This is a genomic window from Pedobacter cryoconitis (assembly GCF_014200605.1).
Lineage (GTDB): Bacteria > Bacteroidota > Bacteroidia > Sphingobacteriales > Sphingobacteriaceae > Pedobacter > Pedobacter cryoconitis_B.
Window position 1 is genome coordinate 163,617 of the sequence record NZ_JACHCE010000007.1, and the last position, 16,623, is coordinate 180,239.

17 protein-coding genes are annotated in these 16,623 nt (G+C 37.6%); 7 read left to right on the plus strand and 10 right to left on the minus strand.

All coding sequences use genetic code 11. From position 1 onward, the window contains the following. Nucleotides 1–105: 105 nt before the first annotated feature. Entirely contained in the window at nt 106–1,095 is a 990-nt protein-coding gene (locus tag HDE68_RS19735; RefSeq protein ID WP_183883954.1) for an Rpn family recombination-promoting nuclease/putative transposase, read from the minus strand. A 229-nt stretch (nt 1,096–1,324) separates the two neighbouring features. Here HDE68_RS19735 and HDE68_RS19740 point away from each other — a divergent pair, with 229 nt between their 5' ends. After that, on the plus strand, nt 1,325–3,052 hold the full coding sequence (locus tag HDE68_RS19740; protein WP_183883955.1) for an amidohydrolase: 1,728 nt from the start codon (nt 1,325–1,327) through the stop codon (nt 3,050–3,052). Nucleotides 3,053–3,109: 57 nt separating this feature from the next. Here the strand turns inward: HDE68_RS19740 and HDE68_RS19745 are convergent, their stop codons facing one another. Further along, complete coding sequence (locus tag HDE68_RS19745; protein ID WP_183883956.1) at nt 3,110–3,889, minus strand: AraC family transcriptional regulator; 780 nt, start codon at nt 3,887–3,889, stop codon at nt 3,110–3,112. Nucleotides 3,890–3,981: 92 nt separating this feature from the next. Between HDE68_RS19745 and HDE68_RS19750 the strand changes: the two genes are divergently transcribed. Continuing rightward, nucleotides 3,982–5,118 (plus strand): multidrug effflux MFS transporter, encoded by a 1,137-nt coding sequence (locus HDE68_RS19750; RefSeq protein WP_183883957.1) that lies wholly within the window; start codon nt 3,982–3,984, stop codon nt 5,116–5,118. Nucleotides 5,119–5,186: 68 nt separating this feature from the next. On the opposite strand, the gene HDE68_RS19755 is transcribed toward HDE68_RS19750, so the two are convergent. From HDE68_RS19755 to HDE68_RS19780, 6 genes are all read right to left on the minus strand, one after another. Then, nucleotides 5,187–7,448 carry a tetratricopeptide repeat protein gene (locus HDE68_RS19755; RefSeq protein WP_183883958.1) on the minus strand — a complete coding sequence of 754 codons (2,262 nt, stop codon included), beginning with the start codon at nt 7,446–7,448 and terminating at the stop codon, nt 5,187–5,189. Between the two features lie 98 nt (nt 7,449–7,546). After that, nucleotides 7,547–8,578 carry a helix-turn-helix domain-containing protein gene (locus tag HDE68_RS19760; protein ID WP_183883959.1) on the minus strand — a complete coding sequence of 344 codons (1,032 nt, stop codon included), beginning with the start codon at nt 8,576–8,578 and terminating at the stop codon, nt 7,547–7,549. 108 nt (nt 8,579–8,686) lie between these two features. Further along, nucleotides 8,687–9,289, minus strand: coding sequence for a hypothetical protein (locus HDE68_RS19765; RefSeq protein WP_183883960.1), 603 nt, complete (start codon nt 9,287–9,289; stop codon nt 8,687–8,689). A 195-nt stretch (nt 9,290–9,484) separates the two neighbouring features. Further along, complete coding sequence (locus HDE68_RS19770) at nt 9,485–10,027, minus strand: hypothetical protein (protein WP_183883961.1); 543 nt, start codon at nt 10,025–10,027, stop codon at nt 9,485–9,487. 67 nt (nt 10,028–10,094) lie between these two features. Then, nucleotides 10,095–10,646: an AAA family ATPase gene (locus HDE68_RS19775; RefSeq protein WP_221300824.1), complete on the minus strand. Its 552-nt coding sequence runs from the start codon at nt 10,644–10,646 to the stop codon at nt 10,095–10,097. Nucleotides 10,647–10,657: 11 nt separating this feature from the next. Continuing rightward, complete coding sequence (locus HDE68_RS19780; RefSeq protein ID WP_183883962.1) at nt 10,658–11,062, minus strand: hypothetical protein; 405 nt, start codon at nt 11,060–11,062, stop codon at nt 10,658–10,660. A gap of 121 nt (nt 11,063–11,183) precedes the next feature. Between HDE68_RS19780 and HDE68_RS19785 the strand changes: the two genes are divergently transcribed. Beyond that, a complete protein-coding gene (locus HDE68_RS19785) occupies nt 11,184–12,164 on the plus strand; it encodes a helix-turn-helix transcriptional regulator (RefSeq protein ID WP_183883963.1) in 981 nt (326 codons plus the stop codon). A gap of 2 nt (nt 12,165–12,166) precedes the next feature. After that, nucleotides 12,167–13,189, plus strand: coding sequence for a helix-turn-helix domain-containing protein (locus tag HDE68_RS19790; protein WP_183883964.1), 1,023 nt, complete (start codon nt 12,167–12,169; stop codon nt 13,187–13,189). Nucleotides 13,190–13,247: 58 nt separating this feature from the next. Here the strand turns inward: HDE68_RS19790 and HDE68_RS19795 are convergent, their stop codons facing one another. Then, nucleotides 13,248–13,703, minus strand: a complete 456-nt coding sequence (locus HDE68_RS19795) for a hypothetical protein (protein WP_183883965.1) — start codon at nt 13,701–13,703, stop codon at nt 13,248–13,250. A gap of 209 nt (nt 13,704–13,912) precedes the next feature. Here HDE68_RS19795 and HDE68_RS19800 point away from each other — a divergent pair, with 209 nt between their 5' ends. Further along, the gene (locus HDE68_RS19800) at nt 13,913–14,362 is read left to right on the plus strand and encodes a VOC family protein (protein WP_260171815.1); all 450 of its coding nucleotides are present in this window, start codon (nt 13,913–13,915) and stop codon (nt 14,360–14,362) included. Here HDE68_RS19800 and HDE68_RS19805 read toward each other — a convergent pair. Further along, nucleotides 14,357–14,881 carry a GNAT family N-acetyltransferase gene (locus tag HDE68_RS19805; RefSeq protein ID WP_183883966.1) on the minus strand — a complete coding sequence of 175 codons (525 nt, stop codon included), beginning with the start codon at nt 14,879–14,881 and terminating at the stop codon, nt 14,357–14,359. The two genes, HDE68_RS19800 and HDE68_RS19805, sit on opposite strands and share 6 nt — an antisense overlap. Before the next feature lie 111 nt (nt 14,882–14,992). On the opposite strand from HDE68_RS19805, the gene HDE68_RS19810 reads away from it, so the two are divergent. Continuing rightward, on the plus strand, nt 14,993–15,685 hold the full coding sequence (locus tag HDE68_RS19810) for an alpha/beta fold hydrolase (protein WP_183883967.1): 693 nt from the start codon (nt 14,993–14,995) through the stop codon (nt 15,683–15,685). Nucleotides 15,686–15,829: 144 nt separating this feature from the next. Then, on the plus strand, nt 15,830–16,294 hold the full coding sequence (locus HDE68_RS19815; RefSeq protein ID WP_183883968.1) for a ferritin-like domain-containing protein: 465 nt from the start codon (nt 15,830–15,832) through the stop codon (nt 16,292–16,294). Nucleotides 16,295–16,623 lie beyond the last annotated feature (329 nt).

Below are 16,623 nucleotides of genomic sequence, written 5' to 3' on the forward strand. Positions count from 1 at the left end.
TTAAGCTGAAATTGTTGATTAGACAAAGCTCAAAGGTCAATATCAGGTAACTGTTGCGGTAAGATCTGGATCCTTTTTTTAAGATCCTGAAAATTTTGATATTGATTATAATTCTTCCACTTCGCTTAATGACAAGCTTGTAATATCAACTATCTGTTGTGCTGTATATCCATCTTTTTTCATTTTGAATGCAACTATCCGGATTACTTCTTCACCTCTTTCTTTTTTGACTTTCTCTGTGACTTCTTTTTTGACTTTCTCTGTAACGTTCTTTGTAACCTCCTTTGTGATCTCCTTTGTGATCTCTTTTGTGACCTGTTTTGTGACCTCATCCCGAACTTTCTCTGTAGCTTCCTCCACAGCCAACTCAATCGCGTAATCCATCACATTCTTATTGTCCCATCTGTGCTTATCATTGTTATTCCACAACATTTTTTCCTCCTTTGTTAAATTAGTGAATTGGGCAATGTTAAATAATTTTTCGAATACCGGTTTACGAAGATACGCAGGTATTTTGTCCATACTGCTCATGTTTTTGAGTACAAACAGCCATTTATCCAAATCTGTTTCCAATTGATCGGATGTCTTTACAAACTTATGTAATTCAATGTAAATATAACCTAGCTTATCGTAAAATATTTTTCCCGTATCCCTGTCACAGAGACAAATATCGTGAAGATACTGACCTTCCTGGAAATCTTCAGCCACTGAATCTTCCAGTAAAGCAATCAGAAAAACTTCAGTCAGATTATATCTCCATTCGTTCCTTTTACCTTTTGGAGCCTGATCGCTAATTAAACGACTGGTGTAGAACAATGCACGCTGTTTAAAATTCTTTTGTTTGCCACGTTGTACTTCAATGATAAAATGTTCATCATGAGCTCCTGTACACAATAAATCAAATACAACACCGCCTTCGTTCATCAAATCGCCTGGATGTTCATTTTTATTGTAAATCAGATCGATGATATGTTTTCTACCTCTGAACACTTCATTTAGAAAATCGATTAGTAAATCTTTGTTAGGATCAGACCCGAATATCTTTTTAAATGCAAAATCTATTAGAGGATCTATATATTTTATGGCTTGCCGCATGTAAATAAGTTGAAAAAGAATATCTATATTCCTTTCTGGCAACTTAATCCCCTTTATTATATATCTGGTAATAAATTAACAGATATATAAATCAAAAAAAGTATCAGGACAAAAGTGTATTTCTAAATAATGTATTTTTTGGTTATAGTAACTAAAATTTATTTTGAGTAAAACGGCTTGTTTTTATTTAACTTAATGGTATTAATTTTCTGCCTTTAAAATAATTATTATGAAAAAAAACGCTCTTTTATTACCTATACTGATGATGGCTACCTTAATCAGTTGTAATAACTCTTTAAAAAAACAAACTAATAAAAATGCTGCTGATGCCATATATTTTGGTGGAGACATCCTAACTATGGAAGGTGATGCTGCCAGTTATATTGAAGCAGTGGCTGTAAAAGATGGTAAAATCATTTTTGCAGGAACTAAATCGGATGCAGATAAATTCCGGGGAAACCAGACTGCGATGAAAGATCTGGCCGGGAAAACTTTATTGCCGGGGTTTGTAGACGGACATAGCCATTTCAGCGAAGTAGGCTTGCAGTCTGTGTCAGCAAATCTTTTATCTCCACCAGACGGCCAGGTTAAAAATATAAACGATCTGCAAAAGGTACTTCGTGAGTTTATGGCTACTTCTTCAATTGTTGCGGCACATCAGCTTGTGCTGGGAATGAATTATGATAATTCTCAATTACAAGAACAGCGGAGTCCGGTAAGACAGGAACTGGATGCTGTTTCGACAGAATTACCGGTTCTGGTTATACATCAGTCGGGACACTTAGCTGTTTTTAATAGTAAAGCTTTGTCTATGGCAGGTATTACTGCTGATTCTAAAGACCCTCAGGGAGGAGTCATTGAACGGGAAGCAGATGGTAAAACACCAAATGGGGTTTTACAGGAAAGTGCATTCTTTCAAATCATTCCAAAATTACCCCTGAATTTTACGCCGGAAGAAGTCGTCTCTATGCTTCAAACAAGTGAAAATATTTATATGAAGAATGGCTTTACAACCATACAGGATGGTAAAACATCACCTGCAAATATTAAGATTCTACCAGAACTTGCTAAAAAAGGACTTTTTAAAGTTGACATCGTTTCTTATCCTGATTTTGTTCTTTTGAGTAAAGACAGTATTCTGTGGGGGCCGTTAATGTCAAAAAAATACACGAATCATTTTCGGATTGGTGGTGTAAAACTGACATTGGACGGTTCACCTCAGGGAAAAACAGCCTGGTTTACTAAACCCTATTTTAAAGTTCCCGAAGGTAAGGAAGATACTTATGCTGGTTATGCAGCATTTACTGATACAGCCCTGATCAAATGGTTTGAGCTGGCTTATAAAAATAACTGGCAATTATTAACACATACTAATGGTGATGCAGCTATTGACCAGCTGATTAAGATGGATAAAGCAGCTTCTTTTAAATATCCTGCTAAAGATCGCCGTACTGTGATGATACATGGGCAATTTCTACGATATGACCAGGTCAAACAAATAAAAAATGCGGGTATTTTTGCTTCTCTATTTCCCCTGCATACTTTCAATTGGGGTGATTATCACCGTCAATCTGTAGTTGGGCCGGAACGTGCAGAAAATATGTCTCCAACGGGCTGGTTACTGGAAAACAAAATGAAATTCAGCATTCACTCAGATGCTCCGGTTATTTTTCCAAATTCAATGCAGCTGATCTCAACCGCAGTGAACAGAACGACGCGCACCAATTATCTGTTAGGCCCAAAACAGAAAGTATCCCCTTACATTGCTTTAAAGGCGATGACAATCTGGCCTGCCTATCAGTATTTTGAAGAGCATACAAAAGGTTCATTAGTGAAAGGTAAAAATGCCGACTTCGTGATTTTAGATAAGAACCCGGTAAAAGTTGATTCCAAAAAGATCAATGAAATAAAAGTGGTAGAAACGATTAAAGAAGGTAAAACAGTTTATCCGGATTAGTCTTTATTACAAATAAAGATTATGCAGGTAGAATTAATCATGCGGTTCTGATCAATTCTACCCTGCTGTTTTTGGAAAATATTTACTTGGAGTTTCCCCCAAATGTTTTTTAAAGAAATCTATAAATGCACTATCACTTGAAAACTCTAAATCAAAAGCAGTTTCTCCAACATTTCTGCCTTCTGCAAGCAATTCTATAGCCTTATGCAATCGCCATTGCTGTCGCCAGTCCTGGTAAGGCATGCCTGTTTCCTTGATAAAAATACGGGTAATCGTTTTTTCACTTGCTGCTGCCAGTTTTGAAAATTCCTTTAAAAACGGAGGCATTGATTCTCCTTTATTCCATTGCTCTACAAAAGACTGTACACGTAAATCTTTAGGCATAGTCAGAACCAGATTATCTGTAGAAGCATTATTAAGTTCATCCAGAAACACATGTAAAATGTTCTGCTGTAATTCAAAGGGCCTATCCCATTCCCAAAAAGAAACCCGCTCTATTAGCTCTTTAAATAGCCCATTAACATTGAAGAGCTGCAATTGACCGGGCAGATTGGAGAATTGATGAATATCAAAATAAATAGAACGATAAGCGACCACATTTCTCATGATGACCCGGTGTAATGTATTTGCAGGAATCCAAAATGCTCTGTTTGGTGGTAAAATATATTGTCTTTCTGCCGACGTTACCGTCATACAGCCACTCGGTGCATATAATAATTGCGCCTTTTGATGACTGTGCAATCCAGAATCGTGTGCTGCCAGGTCCGAAGCAATTCCAATTACAGGAATATCGATCTCATCAGGATTAAAATAACTGTCTTTAAGTATAAATGTCATCTGTCCTTATTTTGGTATTTATTGATCTGATATAATTATAAAGATAGTGACTGTTCGCCATAAATTTGCACAGTATTTTAAAAACAAATATCATGACAACAAAACCAAAGCTGTGGCTAATGATTATTTTAATGATGTTTCCGCAATTTGTAGAAACAATTTATAGTCCTGTATTGCCACAGATTGCAAAGAAATTTAGTGTAAACGACCAGCAGGCTTCACAAACTATAGCTATTTATTTTATCGCATTTGCAATTGGCGTAGTTTTCTGGGGAATTGTCAGTGACCGTATTGGCAGACGAAAAGCAATGATTTACGGACTGATCACTTATGGAGCAGGTACAATTATAGCTTTATTCACAACTGATTTTAATATAATCCTGCTGGCCCGGGTCATTGCGGCCTTTGGGGTAGCGGTATGTTCAGTAGTAACACAGACTATATTAAGAGATACTTTTGATAAAACAGAGCTGGCCAAAGTATTTTCTATCATGGGAATTGCACTTTCTATCAGTCCTGTGGCAGGGTTATTAACTGGTGGTCTGGTGTCTGCCCATTATGGTTATTCAGGTGTCTTTTCGACGCTGTTAATGTTAGCAATAGCTTTAATCACAGCGACATTTGTTTTTTTACCAGAGACCCAAAAAACTTCAGCCAATGAAACCAGATTTATAGATGTGCTAAAAAAAATGAGCACTGATAAAATGATATGGTATAGCGTGTTTTTAGTTGCTGCATTCAATGTCATGCTCTTTAGTTATTACGCTTTAGCACCCTTTATTTTTGAAAGAGCCGGATATAACACAACACAGTTCGGATACAGTGGTATTGCGCTCGCCATAGGGTCATTTATAGGTGGGATAACAAATAAAAACTTAGTCCGGGCCGGTTATTCTTCAGCAAAACTGATTTTGTCAGCTGCCCTGCTGGCTGCATCTGGTGCTTTGGGTGTATGGTTTCTTCAAAAAGATATTTGGTTCCTTTTGTCTATGTTATTTATTGTAGCAGCTTTTGGGATAGCTATCCCGAATATCTTAAGCCAGGCATTGAATCGATACAAACAGGTTGCCGGTACAGCCGGGGCATTATTCGGATTAATGTACTATCTGATTATCGGGATAGGTTTAATCATTTCGGGCTGGGTCCAGAACCTGGGGCTCATATTGATCATTTGTTCCGCATTTTCTATTGGGGTTGCCCTGAAGTATAAAGCCAGGGCCATTTTATAAATGTTTATCCGGACCAGCAACATGCTGGTCCGGATAAACAAAATGCACTATTTTGCAGCAAAACTATCTCACTTAAAGAAAGAAAACAATCCTTTTTTCCATTCCTTTTTTCTTTGAAGTGCTTCTGCATTATCCGGATAGGCCTCCAGAATGTTCTTTACATTTTCAAGAGCCTCATCTTTAGCACCTGTTGCACGTAAAGCATCAGCATATTGTAGTTTAACTTTTAGTAATTCATCATCCCAGCCCCAGTTATTTCTGATATAACAGGTGATAGCCGCGTAAGCTGCTTCATTACAATTATCCCATTTTTTTAGTGTAAAATAGCAGTCTGTCAGATGCAGATAAGCTCTGCTCAATTCATACTCATTGTCAGGATACACAATTTTAAGCGGCTCAATTAAAGCTTTCAGATCTTCAATTGCTTTCTCGTAATTGCCCAGGCTCATATAAGATAAACCACGCATATAATGAATTTTGCAGCGCGAAGTATCCTGTATGGCTTCTTTTTTGACAGCCTGATAATTGTCTGCACAAGCAATACACTGGCTGTAATCTTTAATGATATAATATTCCTGCATCAGCATAAACCAGGCAGAATTATCATCAGGGTTTTTAACCAGCTCATTCTGCCAGGCTTTAATCGCATCTTCAGGGCTCCCTTTACTCAGCAGATCATGTCTTACATTTTGAATAATGATATATTGTTCGCTGAGTTCAAAGAGCTGTTCTTCTGTTAGTTTACTGTTGTTTACTTCAAGAAAAGAATCATATTCATTAGTTATCGCATCCAATATTTGGTGCGTATCCTCTATAAGACCTAATTTATAAGTCATATCCAATACCTCAGCTTTGATTCTTAAATAGCTTGGGAAGGATAAATAGTCGTTGCTATAGGTAAAAGCTACCTGAAATATTTCAATCGCTTCTTCATATTTCTCTAACCCCTTAAGTGCTGTTCCCCAGCTGTTCAGCTGTTCCCAGAAAGGAGATAGCGCATAACCGATTGCATGTACTTCGGCAGCTTTCTCATAAGCGCCCATTTCTGTAAGTGTTATCCCGTAATTATTACAGCATTTGGCAAAAGTGTGGACTTCATTTGCCAAACTTACACCGGTATTATTATAGAAATAATCATAAAAACCCTGGTAAGAAACCTCATAGAACTTCGCTTTGATTTCCTGTAATTCATCGGCCAGTGCTGCTGTCCAGAGCTTCGGAATAGATTCATAGTAAAAATCACATCCCGCGTTATAATAGGCTTCCGGAGAGTCAAGAGGTAAAGCATCAATGTCCGGTAGTTGTCCGCTTAGACGGCAGCTGGCATCAATATAACGTTGCAAACCACGGGCTGTCCCTCCTAGTTGCTGACTCTTTTTCAGATAAGGCAAAGCTTCTTCATATTTTTCCGCATCAAATAAAAACGAACCGGCAAAGTGATATGGAATATCCCAGTCCGGATAAATTTTAATATAGCTCAGGGACAGGCTTAATGTTTCCAGCTGATCGGCGCCCAAAAAATCGGAGAACTTTCCTAAAGCAAGCAATAAACTATGAACCAAAATTTTGCTTAACGTATTTTTTCTGCTTAAAGCACTGATTCTGTGGTACAGATCAATCAGTTCCTGGTTTGGCTCAGCATCACTATATTCAAAAGCCATGTAAGCGGCCTCTCCTGCCAGTTCAAACTGCTGATAATCTAAAGCTAGCAGTGCAACAGCATTATTGGTCAGGTAATTATTATGCGGATAAGCTTTTCCCTCATTGAAGGCCTGGAACACTTTAGGTGCATCTTCTTTATGCCAGAGATAGATATTGGTCCTTTCCAGGTAAAGCATGCTTAACTCTTTGTCTAAAATGCTTCTGTTATTTGGATATAAAGCCTGGTAATGATTGATCATCAGGGTGATATCTTTAAGGACAAGGTCTATATTACCCAGGATAAAATTAACATGGCGGCGATAGCCGATAGCCTTTAACTTAATATCTTCATCTTCTGAAAGCGCAAGGATATCACAATAAACCTGTGCTTCTGGTAAATTAGCCTGTGTGATAAAGATATTGATGTATGAGGCATACAGCATAGCTTCCTCTTGTGTAGGCTCTATTTTTAAGACATATTCAAAACTATCATAAGAGGCCAGGTATAAAGAATTGTCGTCTTTATCCTCATTCAAAGCCAGGCTGGCCAGTTGATATTCGCATTTCGCTTTAAGCAGTAAGGCTTCAATGCTATCGGAATTAACCAGGAGAAAGGGATTTAAAGATTCAAGGCATTTAGAGAAATTACCCTGATTATAAAAGGATTGCAGATCTTGTATTGTTGTCATATTGTATTCCTATAGATTGGCTTCTGCTATTATCGGCTCAGAAAAGCGCAATGAACCGGCAAATATAACATTACACGAAACAAAGATATCTGTATAAATTATTTTTTATCTATTATTTTTCCAGGTGAAACGCCAAACCTGCGCTTGAATAAAAGAGAAAAAAAACTCTTGTTGCTGTAGCCCAGCTGGTAGACCACATCCGAAACATTGTAGTTTCCTGTTAAAAGCAATTCTCTGCCGAGGTCTATTTTTTTATCTACGTATATCTTTTTAGGTGAATCACCATAAATCTGTGTGAATAGGCGTTTGTATTTGGAACCAGACATATTTGCACGCTTGGCCAGGGCTTCAATTCCGGGAAACTGACTCTCCAGATTGGAATTGATTGTTTCCATAGAATTCTGGATAGCCATGATGTCCGAAGAATGCAAATTGTCTGTGTCTGTCGTTTTTCTGCCCAGGTTCTCATAAAAATTGGTGATCAGTGAAAATGTAGCGACCAATAAGTAAAAAGCATAAGCCGGATCACTCATTTTTAATTCGGAAAATTTCTCCAGGATGATTTTTGATTTTACATCCATATCAAACTGATAAAATATAGAGTTTGATTGTGGGGCCGGCTGCATGGATAATAAAGTGTCTTTATCAAATAAAGAGGTAGCGAGTGCGATGGCATATTCTCTTTTAATAATTATCCGCAGGGCATGGCTCTTTGGGGCCCTGGAAATATCAGTTTCACTACCTGATTTATAATCTGCTTTTAAAGAGCAGTCCATAAGTGTAATCTGGTTAAATATCCTTGACATTGACTGGACCGGGTCATTGTCATTAGCGAATTCCAAACGTTCTTCTGGTGAAAAATGCAAGAGGATAAAATTGCCGTCTGGATTCTTAAAATTAATACGCAGGGGAATATGGTACGCGACGTTAGTATAGATGACGGCCATGTTTTCGTTCAATTGGAGAAAACAATATTCTCCTGTCCCGAGTGAGGCAGACGGAGTACACTTAACTATTTTATACCCGCCTGCAGCATTAGAAATTTCTATTTCAGATCCGAGAGTGAGACTTAACTTTTCGAACCACGAGGAATTTACATCAACAGTACAGGTATAACATGCACTACTCATAAAAAGGAGGATTAGATAATTTAAACTGGTTAATCAAATAAGTATTGGGCAATACGGAGCCCTGTTCATCTCTATCAGAGATGTTTTTACAGGCAGATGGAGAAATCCCTAATTTCTTAGGTATAACGAAAGTGATAAAATGTCGTGGTTATTCTCTTCTTTGCAAATCGTATCGGTCATTTCCCGGGTAGCTATATCAAGGTCTTCTGCTGATTTGCGTAAATAGAAGACCATTTCTTTAATGTTTTGGGCTGTAAGGTGTTCGTCATCCATCAGCTCGGCTATTTTTACAATATTGGTCACCGGGTTGCGGACTTTGTGTGAATTAATAAATATAACATCATTGAGCGTTTGTGTATAGGCCGCTCTTTGGTTGGAGAGCTTGTTCTGCAAATGCTTATAGTTTATCCCGATAATTGCTGCGACCCATAAGCCTAAAACTGAGATGATCCGGTTAATTGGAAGAATCCATACAGAGTCAAATGAAGCAGGAGAAAAATAGATATAATTTGAAATGATCAGTACTGTTGCCAGCGCGGCTATATAAATGATGGTCTTTTTTGATTCATTCATCACGATTGGAATTGAAGCCATGTAAAATATACCTATCCCGCCTATATGCAGAGGCGTTAAATAGTCAAGGATACAAACTAATAAAAGGCAAATTCCCGCCAGCATTAAACGTCTGGAATTCTGTACTGATGTTATCATCTTACAAATGTCCTGCTATATTAAATATTGCGGTAGTTCAATAAGACATTTTGATACCACAATAAGACTTATGTAAAGCTTACAGAGAGGGTGATCAGGCGCAAAAAAGGCAGGCACACTGCTATGTACCTACCCTATCTGCCTATTTAAAACACTGAATGAATTCTTCTTTTAAAAGCGGGCCCTATCCGGAAACTAATCTCCTGTCATATCCTTGATTACGGTATCCAGCTCTTCTGCTGATTTGCCTAAAAAGGGTATCATTTCCTTTAAGTTCTTTACTGAAATATGATCATCTCCCATAATCTCTACGATTTTAACAATATTGGCCACCGGGTTTCTGACTCTGTGTGAAGTGACGAAGATTACCTCTTCCAGCGTCTCTGTATATTCTATTCTCTCTTTTAATAGTTTCTCCTGTAGAATTTTATAATTTAAGGCTACTGTTGTCGTTACCCATAGTCCAATAATGGATATCAGGCGGTTAACAGGGAATACCCAATGAGAAAAAGCCGCAATAGCATTAAAGTATACGAAATTGATAATGATTAACAGCGTTGCTATAATCGTGAGCAAAAGGATAGTTTTCTTAGTTTCCCTAAGTGCAATAAGTATAATTGAAGTATATAAAATACCTATTGCAACATCTAACGGTGTGAAGTAATCCAGGACACAAACAAATAAAAGGCAAAATATTGCAAGGAGCAAATACTTAGATTTTTCTACTGATTTTATCATGGTATGAATCTCGGGGTAAAATTCAATACTGCATATCTCTATCAGACATTTTGATAGTCTTATCAGACTAAATGCTATAGTCCAGTTTTTCCAGTACAAATGCTGTACGTTCTTCAACCGAAACCAGCGGAAGAATGATCAGTGTATAGCCATAGGATGAATAAGTCTCAAACATGAATTCGAAAGTCTGAAGGGCTTCTTCAAAAGTTTGTTTTCGCTCGGCATCCCGCTCAAATATCTCCGGCCAGGGTGGTGCAATAAAAACTTTTCTGTTATAGCGCAAATTTCTGGCAGCATAGTCCATATAACCGGGAACCGGTAAATTCATCAGGCGCAGATAACCGGTTACATCTGGTATCCCGCGGTCAAAGATGATAACTTCATTGGCTTCAATGGCTTTGTAATATTCAAGTTTTTCAAGGTTAAACATCAACCCGGCAAAAGCAGCCGGATCTAACCAGGGCAAGGCATTGCCGTTACCGGATACCTGGTCCTGTATAATTTTACGCCCGGATTCTGCAGTGGTTTTTATTCCATGGCTATTCAATGCATTAATTAAGGTCGTTTTGCCAGATCCGGGACCCCCGGTGATGACAGATAAGAGATTGGTATGATTCACAATAATTTAAATTATAAGTCTAAAATGGATAGGTCTTCCTCTTTACCAGGTTGTTTTTCTGCTTTGCTTAGTCTTTTACTGTCATCAAATTTATCCTTTTCTATTTTGTATTTGAAAATTACGAATGTGGTGGTGCCTATTCCAAAAAGGACAATGATAGAATTGATGAGATAAAGAGGGCAAAAAGAGGCGTGTTTTTGAGTAAAGTAAATAAAATTTGCAATACTCATCAGGCAGGCGATAATTAAAAAGAAGAGAATGGTTTTCCTGGTTTCATGGATCACCAGTATAATTGCTGGAATATATAAGATACCTGTAATGATATCTGGCGGGGTTAAAAAATCCAGGACACAAACTATTAAAAGACAGGCTATAGCGGAGAGCAAAAATCTGATGTTTTTAATATATTTTATCATGTTGCGAAAAACGCTTAATTTCTGTAAAACATGTTACTCCAATCAGACCTTTGATTACTCCCTTCAGATCTGATTTTTTATTACATTTGATATACACGAAAATTTAATTACAACATAAACTATGAGAGAAGTGATTCATCAATATGGTGTTGAGCTGGACTGGGTTGCAGATATTGCACCTAAACTGGGTGGCTATGTGGATGGAAATCATATTATTGTTCCCGGAGAAGAACGTCCGGGAACGCGGTATGTGCTTCGGGTTAATGACAATATATCTGTATTTGTGATTGATGTAAGCTATACTGAAGATGTTGTTTACAGATTGAGAAATACCCGGGACGATTTTGTTGGGATCTATTTTAACCTGACTGAAGGTGATGCCGTGCATGTTTATGACAATGTGACCAGGCTAGTAGGCCGATGGGCCAGTAACCTTGCTGTATTTGATGCAGATTTAAAAGGGGATTATTTTGTTAAAAGGGGTTCTACAACTTTCAAAATGGCAGTTTTTGTCAAGAAGACCGCGCTTAAAGATTATTTTTCTAAAGAAGAGCATTATGCTCAGGTACTGGATGCAGTTTTCGATCCGGCACAAAATACGATTGTTAAATATGACCGGATGAGTAATCATGCCTGGTGGCTGATGAATGAATTGAAAAATACAACAGCTACAGGCCTGCTTTACGAAGTCATGGTGAGGGGCACTGTCTATGGTATTTTAAGTGACTACCTGGATCAGACAATGAACCAGGAGATTATACTTGAAAAGGTTGTTCAGGAAGATATAGTCAGTATTATTGGCTCTCAATATCATTTAATAGAACATATTACTGAACCTTTTCCCGGAATATCTACGCTGGCTGCTGCCGCTTTAATGTCCGAAACTAAATATAAAAAGCTTTTTAAAAAAATTACGGGAACTACCCCGAATGCTTTCTTTCTGACAAACAAACTTTCTTTTGCTAAAGAGAAAATAGCAACAGGCAATTTTACGGTTGGAGAGATAGCGGATCAGTTCAATTTCACTGATGCCTCACATCTGATCGAACAATTCAAAACAGCCTATGGGATTACCCCTAAAGAGTACTTAACGTTATTATAATAATGACCAGCACAAAGATTAAATCTCTCTATTATTATTATACTTTAACGCCGCAGTGGCAGGAACAGATCGTTAAAAATTTAGGTGCCAGGTTAATTGATAATAAGTTATTAATTCTTCCTGAGGATATTGCATCAGGAGGTTCTATCTTTCTGGAGGTTGCTCCCGGACTATCGGTACACCTGCTGGATATGACATTCCATGTACAGGTTGCGATTACAAGGGTTCCGAAAGATCATAATTATTATATGATCTATTATGATATCGGCGATGAGATAACGACTCATATTTTAGGTGATACCATCCATAAAGCCGGCTATCATTCAAAATTAGGTATGGGTTTTATGGATTGCGGAATCAAAGGGGTGATCATCCCTCCTGTTGGTGAGCGCACTTTTAGTTTAAGATTGCTGGTTGATAAAACTTATTATAAATCACTGGCGGCTACCAACAGAAGTGCTGATGTGACCGATATGCTTTTTGATGAGTCGAAAAATACGCTGTTTTTTTACAGCCATATCGATAGCAGAAGCAAGGTGTTATTAAACGAGTTAAAAGAAGCGCATCACTTTTCGGGTACTTCTTTTGAATTGAAGCTGAAACATACTGCGTTGTATCTTTTAAATTATGTGGTGGAGCGTACTGCACGTTTTGAACCGATTATCAATAAGTTATCGCAGTCTGATATTGATAATGTATTAAAAACATCAGCATATATGCTGGCTAATCTTTTAACTGAATTTCCGGGTTTACCTGCAATGGCCGAAATGGCCGGGATGTCTGGTACAAAGTATAAGGGGCTCTTTAAAAAGATTTTGAAAGAAAGCCCTCTTAATTTTTTCTCGAATGAGAAATTGCTGCTTGGTCAGAAACTATTGCAAAGCGGCAATTTTCAAAATGTGAATGAGGTAGCTTATGAACTGGGGTATAGTAATCCGGGTTATTTTACTAAAATGTATAAGAAACTTTTTGAGGTATCTCCCGGCGAAGTATTAGTGAAAAAGAATTCATCTTCTAAAGAATGAACACTACCTGGCATAAAACCAGTGTAGTGTTTCATCAGCTTGTGGTGTGTAATTGGGTTTACTTTTGTGCACTGAATACTAAAAAGCCTTTGTCTTTAGCTTTTATAGTTACCGTTGCTCCTTTGGCTTCATAAGAATCGCCTGTTTTTAAAAGATTCAATACTACAGCATCATTTGCTGTTGGAGGGGCGATTCCAGGAGTTGTAAAAACGGCATCTGTTAATACATTATTTGCTTTAACGTTATAACCGCCTGTGATTTGAATTGATTCTGGTTTGCCTGCAATGTTTGCTGTTTGTTTTGCCTGATCAAATGACAGGCTAAGATCACTTAATGGGAATTTAAGGGTATCTGCTTTACCTGTGCTGTCATAATTAATAGATTGTACCAGTTTGTAAGTTCCAATTGGAAGTTGCGTATCACCCGGGTTTGGTGCCGGAGCATCTTTATCTTTTTTACATGCTGCTAATGATGTCGCTCCGGCTAATAATAATACTAAAAATTTGATTTTCATTTTTGTGTGTTTTAATGAGTTTAAAATATACTTCACTTGTTTTGAAGTTGATGATACAAATTTATGTGCTGCGAAAATTGCCGGATGGTCGGATAAGACTTTATAATATCCGAATAAGACCAAAGCTGTGTTTTTATGTCTTATTGGGTTAGTTATAAGTCTTTTATGCAGTGATATTAAAAAAGAAGATTTGTAAAACAGATTTGCTAATGTCCGGAAATAGATGGAAATTGTTTAAAAGACTGAGCAATATGAAAAAAGTAACGGGCATTGGCGGTGTGTTTTTTAAATGCGATAATCCGCAGAATATGAACGAATGGTATGCTAAAAACCTTGGATTGGCTACTACTGCATATGGAACAACGTTTGAGTGGCGTGAGGCCGGTGATCCGGCTAAAAAAGGGTCTACAACCTGGTCAGCGTTTCCGAAAGATACGACCTATTTCAATCCTTCTGCCAAACCATTTATGATTAATTACCGGGTAGAAAATCTGGTTTTACTGGTAGAGGAACTCAAAAAAGAAAACGTAACCATTGTTGATGAGATTGCGGAATATGAATATGGCAAATTTGTCCATATACTCGATCCTGAAGGAAATATCATTGAGCTGTGGGAACCAATAGATGAGGTGGACCAGGAAAACGCCTCTTCACTATGATGCGGAAAACTCCTTTTTCATTTCAACCAGTATAATTTCTTTTAAGGGTTTACCGTATTTATGGTATTCTATGGGAAAGGGAAAGGATTCACCCGTCAGACTATATCCTCTTCTTTGATAATAGGCAATCAATTCAACTCTGTCCCTGATTACAGTCATGTCAATTCTATGACAGTTGATTTGTTTTGCATGCTCTTCTGCAGCCTGGAGCAAAAGCCGCCCGATACCACCAGATTGATATTCAGGATTGACTGCAAGCATCCCTAAATAGAGTTTTTCTTCTTTTTGCTCTAAATAAACGCAACCAATAAGCTGATCTGCTGAATTCGTATATTTTAATACAGTTATTGCCGGGTTGGTCAGATAAGCTGTCAGCATTTCTTCATCTATGCGGATATCTCCTGCTAATAATAAAATTTCGGACGTCCAGCCCTTTGCAGAGGTCTCTCCTCTGTAGGTAGTATTGACCAGGGTGAGTAATTCTGATAGATCAGAAAGGCTTGCTTTTGAAACTGACATGATAGGATAAAAATCAAAGATACCTGAAATTCTGAACAGCAAACAATCGGGTTTATATAACTGTTGTCAAAATAAGCTCTTAAATTTAAGAAACCTATTTATTTAAACAAGATGGCAAACAAAGATTTAACTATTATCCTTGTTCATGGAGCATGGGGTGACGGATCACACTGGAGGCATGTTATTCCTGCCTTAACTAAAGCAGGATACCGGGTAAGAGCAGTTCAGAATCCATTAACCTCTCTGCAGGATGATGTGAACAGAACCCTGGATTTAATTGACGCGCAGGATGGAAATGTTTTACTGGTAGGACATTCTTATGGAGGTGCAGTAATTACTAATGCTGGTAACCACGAAAAAGTGGTTGGTTTAGTATATATCGCTGCTTTTGCTCCTGATGAGGGTGAAAATGTAGGTGGCATATTTGCCAGAAGGCAGCCACCGCTTGGGGCAGGCAGTATTTATCCGGATGCAAAAGGACTCTTATGGATTAAGTATGATGAGTTCCATAAATCCTTCTGTGAAGATCTTGACGCAGAAGAGGCACTGGTTATGTCTTTAGCTCAAAAACCAATAAGTCCAAAAATATTTTCTGATCAAACTACCGAACCTGCCTGGAAGACTAAACCAAGCTGGTACCAGGTATCAGATCGTGACAACATGATTCCGCCAGAGACACAAAAAGAAATGGCTGCACATATTAATGCAAAAGGAATAATTCATCTGGATACAGGTCATGCATCAATGGCTTCTCATCCGGTAGAAATTACTGCATTGATTTTAGAGGCAGCGCAATCGGTATAGCAACTTATTATGCGGTAGAATCTGCTGCTACATCAAACCATTCTGGAAATAATCCAGAATGGTTTTTTTATTTCAGATTAAAATTATTTTTTCAAAACTACTTCTGTTTCTGGTTGTTCTTCCAGCTCAAAAACAACTATTATTATGAGTGTATCAGAAAAATCAATATCAATTTTAAACGATCTTACAGAAATTAACAATGACCGCGTAGCGGGATTTGAAAAAGCAATTGCGGATATTAATGATGAAAATATTGACTTGAAAGCCATCTTTCAGCAATATAGCGCACAAAGCCGCAAATTTAGTCAGGAGCTGACTGCGATTGTTGCCGGTTACGGAGAAGATGTAGAAACAGGTACCAGTGTGTCAGGAACGCTGCACCGTGCCTGGATTGATGTCAAATCATTATTTGGCGGCAGCGATCGTGTCAGCATCCTTTCTGAAGCAGAGCGTGGTGAAGATGCCATAAAAGCGGCCTATAAATTGGCGCTTGAAGATGGAAACCTGAGTACTGATGCATTAGAAACAGTAAGCAAACAAGCTCAGGAAATTAAATCTGCACATGATGCTATCAAAGCTTTACGTGATGCCGCGAAAATTGCGAATTAATAATTAATCAAAGAAATCGTTAATGTAAGTCCTCAAAAATCTACACAATTTTTGGGGCATTTTAATGGATATACAGTACTTCTTATGTTGTTATATTCTAAATGTTTTTCTAAATTTGGTTAAACCAGAAGAATTTATAGCTTATGAAACTTCGTTTTGGAAAATATTTCTATTTGATCCCATTAGGATTACTAGTAAGTTCTGTAAGTCAAATACTTTTTAGGTTTATAGAAGTATCTGATTCAGTTAAGGGTTTATCTATAGGGGCAGGTATTGGAATAACGCTTTTGGCTTTTATCAAAAGATATAATTACTCAAAAAATTAAGCC